The following is an 18,519-nucleotide window of genomic DNA, read 5'->3' as shown; positions in this document are numbered from 1 at the left end:
TCACCGACTGCCCTGGCAGGGTGCGCCCGAGCGGCGGACGCCCCGGAAGTACGCTACCGCGTGACCTGACCGCCTGAACGAATGGGCGTTTTCGCATGCCACGACGCCTTACGGGCCAACACGCCGTCACCGCGTGGGTATTGGTCGGCGCAGCTGTGATCACCGCGGTGCTGGCGGTCCTCCTGCCCCTCGCCCCCGTCCGCGTGCAGCAGCCGATCCTGAGCTGGCCGGAAGCGGGCGCACAGCCGCGCTCGACCGTGGTGCCGCTGGTGCCGTACCGGCCGTTGGAGATGTCGGCGGAACTGCCCGGCAGAACCATGGACGCGCTGGACCGCAGCCGGTTCACCGCGGGCGGCAAGTGGGCCGACGTGCTGACCACGTTGCCGGAGGACGAGAACCAGCCCGTCAGCCGTGGTCTGCGGGTGCAGACCCGCGCGGGCGAGGTGCGGATCTCCGTCTCGGAACAGGTGCTGCTGACCGAGCGCCGCCCGGCGGGTACGAAGGCCTACCGCGTGGTCGCGACGTCCCAGGGCGTGTCCGTGCAGCGGGACGGCGTGGTGGTCGCCGACCGCCCCGGGCTGCTGCCGCCCCAGGTCGCCATGCTGGAGACGGCCGCGGAGAACTTCCCCGAGGCGAACGGGCTCTCCGCGAAGCTGAACACCGACGCGCGCTTCCAGTCCGCGCCCGCGACGCTGAAGCTCGTCCTGCTCGCGTTGCACGCGCTGTGCCTGCTGGGGTGCCTGTGGCTGTGCGTGAGCCGCTACCGCTACTCCGAGCGCGCGCGGCGGGACCCGGACGAGCCGCGGTTCAAGCTCGGTCTCGCCGACATCGCCGTGCCCGCGATCCTGGTGCTCTGGGCCGTCATCGGGCCGTTCAACGATGATGACGGGTGGTACCTGCGGCACGCGCTGAACCTGCCGAACGCCGGGTACGTCGGCAACTACTACCACTCGTTCAACGCGCCCGAAGCACCGTTCATGTTCAGCCAGTACCTGCTCGGCGCGTGGGGGCTGATCAGCAAGTCCACCCTGTGGATGCGGATGTTCCCGACGGTGATCGGGATCGCGGTGTGGTTCGTGCTGCGGCGGTACCTGCACGCGACGCTCGGCGGCAGGCGCGCGGTGCGCGGCCCGTACCGGACGCTGCCGTACCTGCTGGCGCTGGCGTTCCTCGTGTGGTGGATGCCGTTCGAGCTCACGCTGCGGCCGGAACCCGTTGTGTGCCTCGGTGTCGCGGTGAACCTCGCGCTGGCGGAGTTCGCCAGGCGCCGCGAGTGGCCCGGGTTGTACGCGGTCGTGGTCGCGGTCGCCTCGCTGACCACGCTGACCACCGCGACCGGCATCGTCGCGTGGGGACCGCTGCTGCTGCACGCGCCGTACCTGGTGCGCTACACCAGGAGCTGGGTGGGCAAGGAGCGCCTGGCCTACCTCGGCATGCTGCTGGTGTCCGGAACCGCCGCGTTCCCCGCGGTGTTCTGGGACATGAAGCTCAGCGACCTGGTGGAGACCACCCGCATCCACTCCTGGTACTGGTTCGTCACGCCGTGGTACCAGGAGATCGAGCGCTACAACGCGTTGCTGCACCCGGGAACCCTGGGCAACTGGGCCAAGCGCGGCGCGGTGCTGCTGACCGTGGTGGCGCTGGTGTTCGTGGTGATCCGGCTGGCAACGCGGCGGGACCGCAACGGGCCGCTGGACCGGCTGATCGTGGGCAGTGCGGCCATGTCCGGGATCGGCCTCGCCGCCCTGGCCATCTCCCCGACCAAGTGGGTGCACCACTTCGGCGGCATGGCGGTGCCCGCGATCCTGGTGCTGGCGCTGACCGCCTTCGCCAGCCCGATCCCGGCCCGGGTGCGGCGCACAGCGCCAGGCCTGCTCGCGGGCGGGGTCGCGGCCTTCGCCACCGTGGTGATCTTCAGCGGGACGAACTCCTGGCACGCCTTCTCGGACTGGGGCCAGCCCTTCGGCGACCACACCAGGGTGGTCGACCCGGCCGCGGTGGCCAAGGACCCGAACGCCTTGAGCGCCAAGCAGATCCTCGAAGGGCAGATCCCGCACGTCGGTCCGCTGAAGTTCGGCAACATGGTGCTGTGGCTGGCGGTCATCGGCCTGTGCTGGTGGCTCGCGCGGCGGGCGATGGGCGGCGGCGGACGCCGGTGGGCGGCGCTGGGCACCGCGCGGTTGTTCACCGTCGTGCAGACCTCGCTGGTGGTGCTGATGCTGGCGGTCTTCGTGATCGCGCCGATCAACCAGCGCCCGCAGTGGTCGCCGGCGAAGGGCAACGTGAAGAGCGTCATCGGCGGCTCCTGCGGGCTGGCCGATGACCTGTTCGTGCCGCTGGACAAGCTGTCCCCGGTGCTGCGCGGACCCGACCGGCCCGCGCTGCGCGCCGGGGGCACGATCCGCGTGCGCGAGCTGCTCCGCGACCAGCCGACGTTCGTGGACTGGCCGATCGGGCTCGCCTACCCGTGCGTTCCGGTGCTGCCGGTGAAGGACGGGATGACCACGCCCGCGGAGTACCGGCTGGTCGCCTCCGACCAGCTCGGCGGCTCCAGGTCGGTGACGCTGAACGAGCGGGTCGGCGGGACGCAGGCCTTCATCAGCCGCGTCGCCACGATCGAGCGGGTGCCGGTGAACGTGGTCCCGACCGCGACGCCGCGTGCGCCGTGGGGGCACTTGGAGCGGGTCGTGTACCGTCATCCACCGGGCCGCTACACGGTTTCGCGCACAGAACGCGTCGAATGGGGCCTGGTCTCCTGGCCGAGGCTGGCCCAGTTCGACTACGTGGGCGCCCGCGACGGCTGGCTCAACGAGTAGCGCATCCACGGAGATTTGCACCTATGCCTGAGAAGCTCGGCAGACTGACCGGATGGGGCCGCACGGCCCCGACCACCGCGAGAGTCCTGGAGCGCGCCGATCGTGCCGAGCTGGCCGACGCGGTGCGCGCGGCCGACGGCCGGGGTGTGATCCCCCGCGGTCTCGGTCGCAGCTACGGCGACGCCTCGCAGAACGCCGGTGGCCTGGTCCTGGACATGACCACGTTCGACCAGATCCACCACGTGGACACCGAGACGGGCATCGTCACCGTGGACGCCGGGGTCAGCCTGGACAAGCTGATGCGGCAGATGCTGCCGCACGGCCTGTGGATCCCGGTGCTGCCGGGCACCCGCCAGGTCACCGTCGGCGGTGCCATCGCCGCGGACATCCACGGCAAGAACCACCACGTGGAAGGCAGCTTCTGCAACCACGTGCTGGCGATCGAGCTGCTGACCGCGGACGGCGAGATCCGGACGGTGACCCCGGACGGCCCCGGTTCGGAGCTGTTCTGGGCGACCGCGGGCGGCATGGGTCTGACCGGTGTGGTGCTGCGGGCCACGGTGCAGCTGAAGTCGGTGGAGTCGGCGTACTTCCTCGTCGACACCGAGCGCACCAAGGACCTGGACGACCTGATGGCCAGGCTGATGGACAACGACGACCAGTACACCTACTCGGTGGCCTGGTTCGACGCCGCGTCCACCGGCGCGAAGATGGGCCGCGCGGTGCTCACCCGCGGTTGGTCGGCCAAGCTCGACGACCTGCCGGCGAAACTGCGCAACGACCCGCTGAAGTTCAACGCGCCGCAGCTGGCCACGGTGCCGCCGGTGTTCCCGAGCGGCCTGCTGAACAAGCTGACCGTGAGCGCCTTCAACGAGCTCTGGTATCGCAAGGCGCCCAAGGAGCGGCGCGGCGAGGTGCAGAACATCACCCAGTTCTTCCACCCGCTGGACATCGTCGGCGAGTGGAACCGGGTCTACGGCCCGCGCGGGTTCCTGCAGTACCAGTACGCGGTGCCCTACGGCGCCGAGGACACGGTCCGCAAGTCGATGGAGATCATCTCCTCGGGTGGCGCGGTGTCCTTCCTCAACGTGCTCAAGCGCTTCGGCACCGCCAACGCCGGTCCGCTGTCCTTCCCGATGCCGGGCTGGACGCTCGCCGTGGACATCCCGATCACCGACGACCTGGGCCCGCTGCTGGACAAGCTGGACCAGCTGGTGCTGGAGGCGGGTGGCCGGCTGTACCTGGCCAAGGACTCCAGGCTGACCGCGGACGCGTTCCGCTCGATGTACCCGCGCCTCGCCGAGTGGCAGAAGGTCCGGGACGCGGTCGACCCGCGTGGTGTGTTCAACTCCGACCTCTCCAGAAGGCTGATGCTGTGATCGACGCCGTTGGCAATCCCCAGTCCCTGTTGCTGCTCGGGGGCACCTCCGAGATCGGCCTGGCGATCGTGGACCGCTTCGCCGATCAGCGTCCGCTGCGCGTGGTGCTCGCCGCGCGTCCGTCCGAGCGGCTGGACGAGGCCGCGGAGCGCCTGCGCGCCAAGGGGTGCACCGTCAGCACGCTGGCCTTCGACGCCCGCAGGCCGGAGACCCACGAGGAGGTCGTCGGCAAGGCGTTCTCCGACGGCGACATCGACGTGACCGTGGTGGCCTTCGGCGTGCTCGGTGAGGCCGAGCGCGCGTGGCAGGACGTCGAGCACGCGCGCGAGATGGCCGAGGTCAACTTCGTCGCGCCGGTGACCGTCGGCGTCGCGCTGGCCAACCGCCTGCGCCAGCAGGGGCACGGCGCCGTCGTCGCGCTGTCCTCGGTGGCCGGTGAGCGCGTGCGCAGGTCGAACTTCGTCTACGGCTCCACCAAGGCCGGCATCGACGGCTTCTACCTGGGCCTCGGCGAGGCGCTGAAGCCGCACGGCGTGCAGGTGACCGTGGTCCGCCCCGGTTTCGTGCACACCAAGATGACCAAGGGCATGAAGGCCGCTCCGCTGGCCGCCCAGCCGGAGCAGGTCGCCGAGATCGCGGTGACCGCGGTGCGGCGGCGCCAGGACCTGGTGTGGGCGCCGGGCGCGTGGCGGTTCGTGATGTCGGTGCTGCGGCACATCCCCCGGGCGATCTTCCGCAAGCTGCCCATCTGAGCCTCTCACTTCGAGAAGAGGCGCACTCACGCGAAGTGGGTGCGCCTTCTCGTCAATGAACCCCGACCGTCCTGCGATGGCACCCGTGTGCGCGAACGCAAAGGACTGGCCGCGGCGTTGGCCGGCGCGGCGAGATCATCTCCTTCTCCGCGACGGGTGAGTCCCGCAGGCTGGGCTCCCTGCCCTCGGTCGGCCGGATCGCGCTCGCGGTGCCGCCGGCCTTCGCGTCCGCGCCGCGGCTCTACGTGAACCCGGCGCGCTGGCCGGACCTCGCGACCGGCGAGGTGCGGGACTTCCGCACCTGAGCCGTTCGGCGGCACCCGATGATCGCAAAAGGCGCACCCTGTTCGACCGGGTGCGCCTTTTCGCTGCTCAGAAGGTATGGACCTGAGCAATATCATCGTTATTGTGACCGGCTCCCCCGCCTTCGCTCCGTCAATTCCCCCCGCTGTCCAGCGATCCCCCTGTTAGTTGCCGCCCGGGCCACTTGAGCTGGGCTTTGTTACTGAGTGTCAACTTGGTTGCGGTCGGTAACGCGACTGGCTTGTCCTACGAATGAGGGATCGTGCGCCTTCGCCTGTTCTCCGCCGCCGCCACCGCGGCGGTCGTCGCCGCCACAGTGGTCGTGCCCCGCGTGGCCGCCGCCGACGAGGTCCCGATCCTGCCCGCCGGGTTCGTCTTCACCGACCAGCGCAGCGGCCAGGAGCCCTTCGAGCTGACCGACTTCGCCCACCTCCCCGATGGCAGCGTGCTGACCACCGGGAAGAAGGGCACCGTGGCGTGGGTCCCGGCCACCGGGGAGCCGCGCACCATCGCCACCCTGCCGACCCGCTCCAACGGCGACCTCGGCCTGACCGGGCTCGCGCTGGCCAACGACTTCGCCACCACGCGGCAGCTCTACCTGACGCGCGCGGTGAACGTCGGCGTCGGCAAGGAACTGCGGATGAGCCGGTGGACGCTCGGCTACGCGCAGGGCGTGCCGTCCGGGCTCACCGACGAGGTGCCGCTGCTGCAGATCCCGGGCAACACCGACATCCACGGCATCACCGGTCTCGCGGTCGGCCCGGACGACTCGATCTGGGTCTCGGTCGGCGACAGCGCGGGCGTGCGCTACTCCGAGGGCGCGACCCCGGACAACGTGGACAAGTTCGCGTTGAGGTCACTGGAGATCGACGAGCCCTACGGCAAGCTCTTCCGACTCACCCCGGACGGCAGCGGAGCGCCGGGCAACCCCTTCTACCAGGCCGACAACCCGCGTTCCTGGCGGAGCAAGGTCTACGCGAGCGGGTTCCGCAGCCCGTTCCGGTTCTCCCTCGACCCGTCCTCGGGCGCCCCGGTGCTCGCCGACGTCGGGTGGGAGCGGCGCGAGGAGGTCAACCTCGTCCAGCCCGGCCAGAACTACAAGTGGCCGTGCTGGGAGGGCGACATCCCCACACCCGCCTACAGCCTGATCCCGGTGTGCACCACGATGGTCAACACCCCGCCGCTGCTGACCTACCTGCGCAACGAGGGCAACGCGATCACCGGAGGCATCGTGTACTCCGGCACCGCCTACCCCGAGGAGTACCGCGGCGCCTACTTCTACGGCGACTACGCGCAGAAGAAGATCTGGACGCTGCGCTACAACGCGGACGGCACGCTGGTGCCCGGCTCGCAGAAGCCGCCCTTCGGCACGCAGATCGGCGGGCCGGTGAAGTTCGGCGCGGCCAGCAACGGCGACATCGTCATGGCCGACATCTACTCCGGCCAGCTGCGCAGGCTCAGCTACTCCTCGGCCAACCACGCGCCGATCGCGAAGGCCACCTCGACGACCGCCCCCTCCACCCGCACGGTCACCTTCGACGCGAGCAAGTCCTACGACTTCGACGGCGACGCGCTGACCTACAAGTGGGACTTCGGCGACGGCACCACCGGCGAGGGCATCACCGCGACGCACAAGTACGAGACCAGCCAGAACGTCCTGACCGCGAAGCTCACCGTGACGGACGCGCTTGGCAAGTCCGGCACCGCGCAGCTGACCGTGGCGCCGTCGAACAACGCGCCGACGATCACCCTGACCAAACCACCCGCGAACAAGGTCTTCGCGGTCAACGAGCAGGTCCAACTGAACGCCACCGCGAACGACGTCGAGGACGGCGCGCTCACGGTGACCTGGAGCAGCGATCTGGTGCACTGCCCGACCAACGCCGCGTGCCACTCGCACCCGGACGTGGGCGGGACCGGCCCGACCTTCGGCATGCCGTTCACCGACCACCCTGAGTCGCGCGTGGACATCACCGTGAAGGCGACCGACCGCTACGGCGTGACCACCACGGAGTCCTACTCCGCGATGCCGTGGCAGCAGCGGCTCACGGTGAACAGCAACATCCCCGCCGGGGTGCGCATCGGTTCCAACGGCTCGACCACCACGGCGCTGATGACCGTGGGCTCCGAGGTCGGCATCGAGGCGGCGGCCGAGGCTTCCGACGGTGTGGCGACGTTCGCGAAGTGGACCGACGGTTCGGCCTCGCGCACCCGCAATGTGATCATGGGCGGCTCGGACGTCACCGTGACCGCGAACTACGTGACGCCGCTCGACCAGCGCTACGACGGCGACGAGGCGCTGCGCACCCAGTTCGGCGCGCCGCTCGCACCGGAGGTGGCCGAGGGCGGTCTGCGGTACCGCGAGTACGAACGCGGGCGGCTCTACTGGACGCCCGCGGCCGGGGTGAAGGCCGTGCACGGCGCGATCCTGGGCACCTACGTCGCCAACGGCGGGCACTCGCGGCTCGGCGCGCCGACTACCGACGAACTGCCGACGCCGGACGGGGTCGGCCGGTTCAACCACTTCGCGGGCACCCCGTACAGCGGCTTCGCCTCCGTGTACTGGACACCGCAGATCGGGGCGGTGGCGATCTGGGGCGACATCCGCGGCGCGTGGGCGCGCACGGGCTGGGAGGCCGGCCCGCTCGGCTACCCGATCACCAGCGAGAGCGGGACACCGGACGGTGTCGGGCGGTTCAACCACTTCAGCAAGAACGGCTCGGTGTACTGGACCCCGTCCACCGGCGCGCAGGCGATCTACGGCGAGATCCGCCGGACCTGGCAGCGCACGGGCTGGGAGCAGGGACCGCTGGGCTACCCGACGACGGACGAGATGGGCACCCCGGACGGGGTCGGCCGCTACAACCACTTCAGCAAGGGCGGCTCGGTCTACTGGACCTCCTCCACCGGGGCGCACGACATCTACGGCGCGATCAAGGCGCGCTGGGCCCAGCTCGGCTGGGAGCGGTCCTACCTCGGCTATCCGACCACCGGGGAGCACGACGTCACGGGCGGAAGACGAAACCTGTTCCAGAACGGGAAGATCGTCTGGGAGCGGGCGACCGGCAAGGTGACCGACTCCCGCTGACGAAGACCACCTGAATGTCCTTAATGGACAGATGGCGGCGACGGTGTGCAGGGCGCCGTCGCCGCCGTCTTTTTCCCCCGGTTCGCACCTATCCGACGAAGATCATTTGGTCGTACCGTGCGGGGATGCATCCTGGGCTTGAGATCGCGAAGACCCTCGCGCGCGTCGGCGGCCACGTCCTCCGCGAGCGGTTCACCACCGCCCGCGCGACCGGCGTTGCGGACATCCCCGTCTCCGGCAAGGAGATCACCACGGACTGGCTGACCGCGGTGCTCTGCGCGGAACACCCCGGTGCGCGCGTCACAGCGTTCCGCACCGAGGACGTGAGCAGCGGGACGTCCACCCGCTGGCGGATCGCCGTGACCTACAACGAGATCGGCCGGAATTCGGAGCTGCCCGAAGCGTTGTTCGTGAAGACGACGCGCGGTTTCAAGCAGCGCCTCACGCTCAGCCTCGCCCACGTGCTCGACGGCGAACCGAACTTCTTCAAGCACCTCCGGCCGCACCTGGACATCGAGGCCGCGCGCGGTTTCCACGGTGCGGCCGACCCGGCATCGGGGCGCTCGATCTCGCTCATGGAGGACATCGCGGTCGCCAAGGGCGCGACCTTCTGCACGCCGAAGACGCCCATCTCCCGCGCGGAGATCGAGGACCTGCTGTCCACCATGGCGCACTGGCACGCGCGGTACTGGGACTCCGACGAGCTGCGCGGCCACACCTGGCTGAAGCCGCCGAGCGGGCACTTCCACAACCTGGACCGGCTGATCGGTTTCGCCAAGCGCTCCGAGGTCGGGGCGCAGCGGGCCCGCTCGGTCATCCCGGATTCGCTGATCTCCTTGCAGGACAAGCTCTACCGGGGTCTTGAACGGTCGCTGGAGATCGCCAGCCAGGGACCGCTGACGCTGCTGCACGGCGACTCGCACATCGGCAACACCTACCGCACCTCCGACGGCCGGATGGGCTTCACCGACTGGCAGATCGTGATGCGGGGCAGCTGGGCGTTCGACTTCGCCTACACCGTCAACTCCGGCCTGGACATCGCCGACCGGCGGGCGTGGGGCCGGGAGCTGCTGGAGTTCTACCTCGACCGCCTCGGCGCGGCCGGCGCGGCGGCCCCGGACCCCGACTCCGCCTGGCTCGCCTACCGCAGGCAGTCGTTCTTCCCGTACTTCGTCTGGCTGGCCACCATCGGCCACAGCGCCATCCAGCCGAAGTACCAGCCCGACGAGGTCAGCCGCGGCATCATCGAACGCGCCGCGACCGCGCTGGTGGACCTGGACGGCCTGGCCGCGCTCGACGGGTAGCGAATGACGAAACCGCCGCCCCGGAGCCCGGAGCGGCGGTTCGGCACAGAACGATCAGCGCAGGTAGTAGGCGATGCCGAGGAAGACGACCCAGGCGACGCCGAGGATCTGCAGCCAGCGGTCCTTGAGCACGATCTCCTCGGGCTCACCGCCGTTGCCGCTGTCCACGTCCACCGCGTAGCGCAGGATCGCGATCACGAACGGCACCATCGAGACGACCGACCACGCGGACTTCACCTGCTCGTTCAGCTCGAACGCCCACAGGCCGTAGGTCATGATCACCATGGCCGCGGCGATGGCCCAGACGAAGCGAAGGTAGCTGGCGGTGTAGCTCTCCAGCGACTTGCGGATCTTGGCGCCGGTGCGCTCGGCCAGCCGGATCTCGGCGTAGCGCTTGCCCGCCACCATGAACAGCGAGCCGAACGCGGTGACCAGCAGGAACCACTGGGACAGCGGAACGCCCGTCGCGGCACCACCGGCGATGGCGCGCATCAGGAAGCCCGAGGCCACGATGCACATGTCGATCACCGGCTGGTGCTTCAGGCCGAAGCAGTAGCCCAGCTGCACGACCTCGTAGACCGCGATGACGATGACCAGGTCCCAGCTGGCCAGCACGGACACGCCCAGCGCGCCGAACAGCAGCAGGACAGCGGTGGCGAAGGCCAGCGGCACCGGGACGATGCCCGCGGCGATCGGCCGGTTCCGCTTGGTCGGGTGCGCCCGGTCGGCCTCGACGTCCTTGCTGTCGTTGACCAGGTAGATCGCCGACGCCGCGAGGGAGAACGCCACGAAGGCGATCAGCGCGTCGACCAGCACGTCGACGTTGTTGACCTTGCCTGCGGCGAACGGCGCGGCCAGCACCAGGATGTTCTTGATCCACTGACGCGGGCGGGCGGCCTTGAGCAGGCCCTTGGTGGTGCGCACCAGGCTGGGCTTGTTCTCGCCGGGATCCACAGCGGCGGCCTCGGGGGCGGACGTGGTCATGGTCAGGTCACTCCGAACGTTCCGATTTGCGCAGCCAGCGGCTGACGCCGGCGCCGATGGTGGCGCCCAGTACGGACCCGGCCAGCACATCGGTCGGGTAGTGCACGCCCAGCACGAGGCGGCTGACGAGCATCGGCGGCACCAGCAGCGGGGTGAGCCGCTTGCCGGTCAGCCCGCCGTAGATCACCGCGGCCGCCGCGGTCGAGGTCGCGTGCGAGGACGGGAAGCTGAGCTTGCTCGGCGTTCCGACCAGGATCTCCACGTCCGGGCTGTCCGGACGGGGCCGCCGCACCACGCGCTTCACCGCGATCGAAGCGCCGTGCGCCGCGGCGACGCCCGCCGCGCCGACCAGCCACTGCTTGCGACGCTTGCGGTCGACCACCGCGCCGAGCGCGCCGATGGCCAGCCAGCCCGCGGCGTGCTCCCCGAAGAACGACATCGCCCGCGCCGCCTTCACCACGGGGGGCTTGGCGATCCGGCGCTGCACCTCGGAGAGCGCGGCGGTTTCCTGCGTAGACATGTTTCTCCAGCTTTCACCGTGTGAGACGCCGCGGCCCGGGACCGCGCGCTTTTGGGTATGGACGCGCAGTCCCGGGCCGGTGTTGCGTCAGGAGCCGAACAGCTGCTTCCACGCGTCCCGGCTGGACAGCTGCGGCAGTGCCTGGCGGTACTCCCGCTGCACCCGCGGCCATTCCTTCACGAGCCGCTTGTGGTTGTGCAGCGCCCGCGCCATCAGCTGCTTGAACAGCTTCGGGTCGCGACGGCGGAAGGCGACCCCGCTGCCGTCGGCGTTGGAGACCGTCGCACTGTCCAGCGCGCCGAGCAGGAACCAGCGACCGGCCTGCGCCGAGACGTTGATCTGCGGGCGGTCGATGGCCTCGCGGTCGGGCTCCTTCAGGTGGTGCGCCAGGGAGAGCGCGGCGCGGGCCGCGATGACCACCGGGTTCACCGGCGGCTTGAGCAGGCGCTCAGCCTTCACCGGGTCGAACGTCGGCGGCGGGAACTCCCTGGCCGAGGGCAGGATGTGCGCGTCGGAGTACTCGTTGCGGATCTTGAGGATCTCCGGGCGCTTGGTACCCAGGGTCTCGAAGAGCTTGTCCGGACCCTCCAGGAAGTCCTCGATCGCCTTCTGGTGCAGGGCGACCGTGGAGTACTCCATGGAGAACAGGTGCCGCAGCGAGAGCTTGAGCCCCTGCTTGAGCAGCGGCCCGCGCACGTCGTACGGGCTGTGCAGCGCGGCCATGATCAGCCGGTTCCGGACGTGGAAGTACGCCGTCCAGTCGGTGGCGTCGTCCTTGTCCGTCCACGGCATGTGCCAGACCGCCGCGCCCGGCAGCGACACGGTCGGGAAACCGTGCGCACCCGCGCGCAGCGCGTACTCGGCGTCGTCCCACTTGATGAACAGCGGGAGCGGCAGGCCGATCTGGTCGATCACCTGGCGCGGGAACAGGCACATCCACCAGCCGTTGTAGGTGCCGTGGATCCGCAGGTGCAGTTCCTCGGTCTCCCGCAGCGGCTCCTCACCGAAGTCGTGGTCGGTGACCGCGCCCGGCGCCTTGCGCCACATGGCCGACTTGAGGTCGACGACCTCGCCGAAGCTGTGCAGCCGAGCCCGCGCCTGGAGGTTGAGCATGTGCCCGCCGACGACCACCGGGCTGGACGCGGCCCGCGCGAAGGCGTTGGCGCGCAGCACGCTGTCCGGCTCCAGCCGGATGTCGTCGTCCAGCAGCAGGATCTGCTCGCAGTCGGTGTGCTCGACGCCCTCGTAGAGCGCGCGGGTGAACCCGCCGGAGCCGCCGAGGTTGGCCTGCTCGATGACCTCCAGCTTGTCGCCGAGGCGGCGGACCGCCTCGTCGTAGCCCTCGGTCTCGCGGACCTTCTTGGCGCCCTGGTCGACCACGAACACCTTGCCGACCACGTCCAGCACGGCCGGGTCCTCGCCGAGCGCCTGCAGGGCGATGACCGCGTCCTGCGGGCGGATCGTGCAGATGCCGACGGAGACCTTCTGCTCCGGCAGGTCCTTGTCCGTCGCCCAGACCGCGTCCTTGATCTCCAGCTGCGCGTCCTCGGTGAAGACGTCGAACCAGATCCAGCCGCCGTCCTCGAAGGGCTGGAGCGAGGTGTGGAACTCCAGCACCGTCCAGTTCTTCGCGCCGCGGACGGCCTTGCCCTGCAGGTGCACGATGTCGCCGCTGGGCTTGGAGCGGTAGACGTCCACCCGGCCCGTGCCGCGGACCGTCATCCGCAGCACGACGTCGCTGACCCACGTCCACCGCTTCCAGTAGCTGGCGGGGAAGGCGTTGAAGTACGCGGCGAAGGAGGTCTTCGTCGAGGACGGGACCGTCACCGAGCGGCGAGAGGTGAAGTGCACCCGGCTCGAGGCGTTGGCCGGCTCGTCCACGTAGAGCGGGCGGACGTCCAACGGGTCCTCGTCGCGCGGGAAGATCACCCGCTGGAGGACGCGGTTGGCCGGGACCTCGCTGTTCCGGCCACCAACGCGGACCGAGCTGACATCGCTCAGCTTGGCGTCCGGCGCGTCGTCACGCCCCTGCGCGGTCGCGGTGCTCTGCTGCTCGGTCACTTCTCTTCAATCCTCCAGCGAACCGTCGAACGCGCGACCCTCGGTGAAGTACGGCGCGATCTTGTTGTCGAACATGCTCAGCGCGGATCCGATCGCCATGTGCATGTCGAGGTACTTGTAGGTGCCGAGGCGACCGCCGAAGAGGACCTTGTTGTTCTTGGCCTCTGCCTTGGCCAGCTCGCGGTACCGCTCGAGCTTGGCGCGGTCCTCGGAGGTGTTGATCGGGTAGTACGGCTCGTCTTCCTTCTCCGCGGCGCGGGAGTACTCGCGGACGATGACCGTCTTGTCCGTCGGGTAGTCGCGCTCCGGGTGGAAGTGCCGGAACTCGTGGATGCGGGTGTACGGGGCGTCCGCGTCGTTGTAGTTCATGACCGCGGTGCCCTGGAAGTCGCCGATCGGCAGGACCTCGGGCTCCAGGTCGACCGTGCGCCAGCCCAGCCAGCCCTCGGAGTAGTCGAAGTACCGGTCCAGCGGGCCGGTGTAGACGACCGGGGTGCCCGCGGGGATCTCGTTCTTGATGTCGAAGAAGTCCGTGCTCAGCCGAACGTCGATGTTCGGGTGGTCGGCCATCTTCTCCAGCCACGCGGTGTAGCCGTTGACCGGCAGACCCTCGTAGGTGTCGTTGAAGTACCGGTTGTTGAAGGTGTAGCGGACCGGCAGGCGGCTGATGACGGCGGCGGGCAGCTCCTTGGGATCGGTCTGCCACTGCTTCGCGGTGTAGTCCCGCACGAACGCCTCGTACAGCGGGCGCCCGATGAGCGAGATCGCCTTCTCCTCCAGGTTCTTCGCGTCCTTGGAGTCGATCTCGGAAGCCTGCTCGGCCACCCACTTCCTCGCGTCCTCCGGCGACATGTACTTGCCGAGGAACTGCGAGATCAGGCCCAGGCCCATCGGGAACTGGTACGCCTGCCCCTTGTGCATGGCGAACACGCGGTGCTGGTAGTCGGTGAACTCAGTGAACTGGTTCACGTAGTCCCAGACGCGTTTGTTCGACGTGTGGAAGAGGTGGGCGCCGTAGCGGTGCACCTCGATACCAGTCTCCGGCTCGGCCTCGGAGTAGGCGTTGCCTCCGATGTGGTCGCGGCGGTCGATGATCAGCACACGCTTGTCCAGCTGGCTGGCGACGCGCTCGGCAACCGTAAGGCCGAAGAGTCCGGAACCGACGACAATCAGGTCATAGCCTGCGAAGCTCACGGTTGGCCAGGGTACCGACGTCCCGGCGAGGTTCCGAACCGGCCCTGTCAAGGGCTTGATCAGGTGTTATCACTCACCGCGAGCGGAGGGCCCGGCTGAGGCCGACGTCAGCGCCCCCTGCTCCGGTGAGACTGACCCGTTCGGCCCAACGCGCCGCCCGGCGGCGGCTGTCGCCGCTCAGCCGTTGAACAGCCGTGACCCGCACCGGGGCGCCGGGAGGTAACCCTCCGGACACCCAACCGTCGGGTGATGGGACGGCCTGGGCAACCGAAGCCGACCGGACACGCACCGTGACAGCACCGCGTGGCCCAGATCGCCCCGAGACCTACCTCTCAGCCCGGGTTCCCCGCCTTCGCACCCGGGCCGCGGCGCTGGAGGACGGTGAGCACCAAGGCGGCCAGGAGGCCCGCGGCGGCGCCTGCGAGGCCGATCCAGAGGCCCGGGGGCGTCCAGGTGAGGTTCAGGCGGCCTGCGGAGACGTCGGCGGGGAGATCGACGGTCACGAGGCCGCCGGGGCCGTTGCGGACCTCTACGGGCCTGCCGTCGACCGTCGCCTTGTAGCCGGGCCAGTTCAGCCGCGCGAACGTCAGCGACAGGGGCCCCCGTGCGGCTCCGCGCTCGAACGCCACCGATTCCTTGTGCTGGGCGGGCATCGCGTCCTCGACGACCTTCATGCCGGGCGTGGTGCGGCTCAGCCGTGCGCTGCCCCAGTCCGGCATGTCCCGCACGCGCCGGAGCACCGTCACGAAGTTCGTGCGCTCCGCGACCGTCCAGCCGGGGGGCACGTGCGGAGAGTCGATCAACGCGCGCTGCACCACGATCGTGCGGACCTTGATCAGGTCCGCGAGGGGAACGCCCGCCTCGGTCGGTGCCCACAGGTTGGCGAAGGTGTCGCCGGGGCACTCGCGCACCTTGGCGCCGCCGTAGTCGTTGAGGCACAAGGCTTTGTGGAACGGCTTGAAACCCATCCCGGAGTACGAGGTCGTGGTGTCCACGCCCGCGACCCGGTAGACGTTGCCGAACAGGATGTCGCGCCACACCGCGGTGTCCGGCTCCAGGAACTGGCCCTTGCCCCGGTATATCACCGGATCGCGATCGGCGACCTGGACCATCGTGCCCGGGTAGCGCGACGCGAACGTCTTCAGCTCCGCGACCGAACTGGGGAAGCCGTACGGCGCGACGTCCCGGTTGATCGGGAACCACACCACCTGGAGCAGCAGCGCCGCGGCCGTGCCGACGTGCAGCACCGCGACCAGCGGCCTGCTTCCCCAGCGCCGGAACACGATCACCGACAGCGCGACCAGGACACCGAGCAGCAGCACCGAGACGATGTGCCACGCGGCGATCTTCGGCCACGAGGAGAACGACAGGTAGGCGGTGACCGCGAGCGCGCCGACCGTGGTCCAGGCGCGCCGGCGCAGGTGGTCGCGGCGCAGCCCCGCGGACAGCAGCACCGCGAAGAGCACCATCACCGCGAGGTAGAAGTACTCCACCAGCCGCAGCGGCCAGCGGAACATCCAGAAGTTCGACGGCCCGAGCGTGGCGACCAGGTACACGCCGCCGATCACCAGCACGCCGAGCAGCTGCCGCCAGCGCTGCCGCAGCACCGACCAGTCCAGCCACGCCAGCAGCGGAACCACGAACCACGCCAGGTACATCGCGGGGAACGTCATCCGCACCGAGATGGTGGAGAAGGAGTGGATGTCCGGCACGTGGCTGGGCAGGCTCGAACTCAGGTAGTCCTGCAGCGACGGCACCAACTGCGTGTTGTTGAACAGCTCCTTGCTGTTGCGCCAACTCACCTTGGAGTTGCCCAGCAGCGGCAGGAACACCAGCAGCGCGACGCCGCCGACCGTGGCGCCCAGCGCGAACAACCGGACGACCGCCTTGCGCGCGCGGAACTCGATCATCAGCACGAGCAGCACGAGACCGACGCCGAGCAGCCCGTAGGGATTGCCGACGGTCACGCACAGCGCGCCGAACAGGAACGGCCAGATGGTGCCGATGCGACCGCGGGCGAGCTTGCGGGCGGCCCACCAGAAGTGCGGCACCCACGCGAAGGCCATCAGCCCGGCGATCCAGATGCTGGCCTCGAAGTACAGGGTGAAGCCGGAGAACGGCATCGCCACCGCCACGGCCGAGCAGGCCCAGCGGGAGGCGCCGTACTCACGGGCGAGGAAGTACACGCCGAGCGCGAGGATGACCAGGAACTCGGCCTTCACCACCGCCCCCGCGCTCGCCAGGTCGTCGAAGTTCGCGACGAGCACGTAGTTGAGCAGGTTGACCGGGTTCCACACGCCGAACATGGCCTCGGCGGTGAGGTTGCCGCCGATCCACGCCTCGGTGTCCAGCAGCAGCGGGAAGTCCCCGGACAGCAACCGCTGACCGAGCCGGTACCACATGGGCAGGAACTGCGCGGCGCTGTCGTCCCAGTAGTAGAAGACGCGGTTGACCAGCACGGGGATCTGCGACAGCACGGCGACCAGCACCACGACACCGACGGGAACGCCGATGCTGAGCACCGGCTTCTCGTACTCGCGCTTCTCGGCGGGCGCAGCGGGTTCGTCGGTCGAAGTGGGCACGGTGGTCACCGCGGGTTCTCCTGTTGTGCGGCGGCCAGTGGGCTCGCGGCTGGGCGATCGGTGAGCACGAACTTCGCGACCAGGTAGGTGATCGGGATGGACACGGCCATGGTGATCAGCGGCGCGTAGTCCTCGTGCATGCCGATCACGTCGACGAGCAGGTACAGCCCCGCCGTCTGCACGACGAAGCTCGTGGCGTTGGACAACGGGAAGAGCAGGAACTTCCGCAGCGTCGGCCGCACCTTGAAGGTGAAGTAGCAGCTGAGGAAGTAGGAGCCGACCATCGCGATCAGGAACGCCGAGATGTGCGCCACCTGGTAGTGCGCCACCTGACCGAACAGCAGGTAGAGGCCGTAGTAGACGCCGGTGTTGATCGCGCCGACGACCGCGAACCGGACGATCCGGTCGTACTTGCCGAAGTTCACTTCGCCGTCGCCTCGGGGTGGTTGTGGACGTGCTGCAGCAGCTCCGCGTGCTCGGAGGCCAGCTCCGAGGCCAGCATCGCCTCGGTGCCGAGCGCGACGGTGACGGGTGTGTCCCCGCTGGACTCCTTGACCAGGAAGTGCGGGCGCCGCTTGCTCTCGTAGTAGATGCGGCCCAGGTACTCGCCCATCACGCCGAGGAAGATCAGTTGCAGCCCGCCGAAAAGGATCACGCCGACCATGACGGTGGCGTAACCGGGGGTGTCGACACCACCGATGATCGAGTCGAGGATGACGTACACCGCGTAGATGAAGGCGAGGCCGGTGGTGAGCAGGCCGAGGTAGATGGCCATCCGCAACGGCTTGCTGTTGAACGACACCACGCCGTCGATGCCGTAGTTGAGCAGCTTGCCGAAGGTCCACTTGGTCTCGCCGTGCTGGCGCTGGACGTTCTCGTAGGGCACGACCGCGGTGTCGAAGCCGATCCAGGAGAACAGGCCCTTGGAGAAGCGGTTGTACTCGCCGAGCGACAGCAGCGCCTTGACCGCGCGCCGGGACAGCACGCGGAAGTCGCCGACGCCGTCCTTGAGCTCGACGTCCACCATCTTGTTGATCAGGCGGTAGTAGAGCCGGGAGACGAAGGTCCGCACGGGCTTGTCGCCCTTGCGCGTGCGCCGCGCCACCACCTGGTCGTATCCGTGGCCGAGCAGTTCGACCATCTGCGCCAGCAGCTCCGGCGGGTGCTGGAGGTCGGCGTCCATCAGCGCGACGGCGTCGCCGGTGGCCTGGGAGAGCCCGGCGAGCATCGCGGCTTCCTTGCCGAAGTTGCGGCTGAGCGCGATGAACCGGAACCGGGTGTCCTCGGAGCAGATGCGTCGCAGTTCGTCGAGGGTGCCGTCCGAGCTGCCGTCGTCGACCAGCAGGACCTCGAACTCCTCGGCCGCCTCGGGCAGCACCGTGCTGAGCGCGTCACGGAGATGCTGAAGACCGCGCTCCTCGTTGAAGCACGGCACGACTACGGACAGACGCACGGCCACTCCCCCAAACGGCCCAACCAGCCGTTCCGCCAAGCTATCACGCTGGGTACGACGCTTCAGCTGAGCTTCAGGTTGCC

12 protein-coding genes are annotated in these 18,519 nt (G+C 69.3%); 5 read left to right on the top strand and 7 right to left on the bottom strand.

Going from position 1 to position 18,519, the window contains the following annotated elements; genetic code table 11:
- The first annotated feature begins 140 nt into the window (after positions 1-140).
- The 5 genes from BLT28_RS29315 (at position 141) to BLT28_RS29295 (ending at position 9,642) form a co-directional block, all read left to right on the top strand.
- A complete protein-coding gene (locus tag BLT28_RS29315) occupies positions 141-2,816 on the top strand; it encodes an arabinosyltransferase domain-containing protein (protein ID WP_172806541.1) in 2,676 nt (891 codons plus the stop codon).
- Positions 2,817-2,839: 23 nt separating this feature from the next.
- The gene (locus BLT28_RS29310; RefSeq protein WP_030428068.1) at positions 2,840-4,195 is read left to right on the top strand and encodes an FAD-binding oxidoreductase; all 1,356 of its coding nucleotides are present in this window, start codon (positions 2,840-2,842) and stop codon (positions 4,193-4,195) included.
- Positions 4,192-4,947, top strand: coding sequence for a decaprenylphospho-beta-D-erythro-pentofuranosid-2-ulose 2-reductase (locus tag BLT28_RS29305; RefSeq protein WP_030428067.1), 756 nt, complete (start codon positions 4,192-4,194; stop codon positions 4,945-4,947). The genes BLT28_RS29310 and BLT28_RS29305 overlap by 4 nt, the downstream gene beginning before the upstream one ends.
- 565 nt (positions 4,948-5,512) lie before the next feature.
- Complete coding sequence (locus BLT28_RS29300; RefSeq protein ID WP_043810583.1) at positions 5,513-8,338, top strand: PQQ-dependent sugar dehydrogenase; 2,826 nt, start codon at positions 5,513-5,515, stop codon at positions 8,336-8,338.
- 125 nt (positions 8,339-8,463) lie between these two features.
- Positions 8,464-9,642, top strand: coding sequence for a phosphotransferase (locus BLT28_RS29295; protein WP_030428065.1), 1,179 nt, complete (start codon positions 8,464-8,466; stop codon positions 9,640-9,642).
- Between the two features lie 54 nt (positions 9,643-9,696).
- Here BLT28_RS29295 and BLT28_RS29290 read toward each other — a convergent pair whose 3' ends face one another.
- The 7 genes from BLT28_RS29290 to BLT28_RS29260 form a co-directional block, all read right to left on the bottom strand.
- Positions 9,697-10,626, bottom strand: coding sequence for a decaprenyl-phosphate phosphoribosyltransferase (locus tag BLT28_RS29290; protein ID WP_030428064.1), 930 nt, complete (start codon positions 10,624-10,626; stop codon positions 9,697-9,699).
- 7 nt (positions 10,627-10,633) lie between these two features.
- Positions 10,634-11,146, bottom strand: a complete 513-nt coding sequence (locus BLT28_RS29285) for a phosphatase PAP2 family protein (RefSeq protein WP_030428063.1) — start codon at positions 11,144-11,146, stop codon at positions 10,634-10,636.
- Positions 11,147-11,233: 87 nt separating this feature from the next.
- Positions 11,234-13,207, bottom strand: a complete 1,974-nt coding sequence (locus BLT28_RS29280) for a glycosyltransferase (RefSeq protein ID WP_030428062.1) — start codon at positions 13,205-13,207, stop codon at positions 11,234-11,236.
- A gap of 6 nt (positions 13,208-13,213) precedes the next feature.
- Positions 13,214-14,401, bottom strand: coding sequence for a UDP-galactopyranose mutase (glf, locus tag BLT28_RS29275; protein WP_030428061.1), 1,188 nt, complete (start codon positions 14,399-14,401; stop codon positions 13,214-13,216).
- Positions 14,402-14,733: 332 nt separating this feature from the next.
- Entirely contained in the window at positions 14,734-16,992 is a 2,259-nt protein-coding gene (locus BLT28_RS29270; RefSeq protein ID WP_030428060.1) for a hypothetical protein, read from the bottom strand.
- Complete coding sequence (locus tag BLT28_RS29265; protein ID WP_030428059.1) at positions 16,989-17,408, bottom strand: GtrA family protein; 420 nt, start codon at positions 17,406-17,408, stop codon at positions 16,989-16,991. The genes BLT28_RS29270 and BLT28_RS29265 overlap by 4 nt, the downstream gene beginning before the upstream one ends.
- Complete coding sequence (locus BLT28_RS29260) at positions 17,405-18,436, bottom strand: glycosyltransferase family 2 protein (RefSeq protein ID WP_043810720.1); 1,032 nt, start codon at positions 18,434-18,436, stop codon at positions 17,405-17,407. Before BLT28_RS29260 ends, BLT28_RS29265 begins: the two co-directional genes overlap by 4 nt.
- Between the last annotated feature and the right edge of the window lie 83 nt (positions 18,437-18,519).

It is taken from the genome of Allokutzneria albata, assembly GCF_900103775.1.
Classification (GTDB): Bacteria; Actinomycetota; Actinomycetes; order Mycobacteriales; family Pseudonocardiaceae; genus Allokutzneria; species Allokutzneria albata.
Note: the sequence above shows the minus strand (reverse complement) of the source record. Positions and strands in the feature narration are given on the sequence as shown.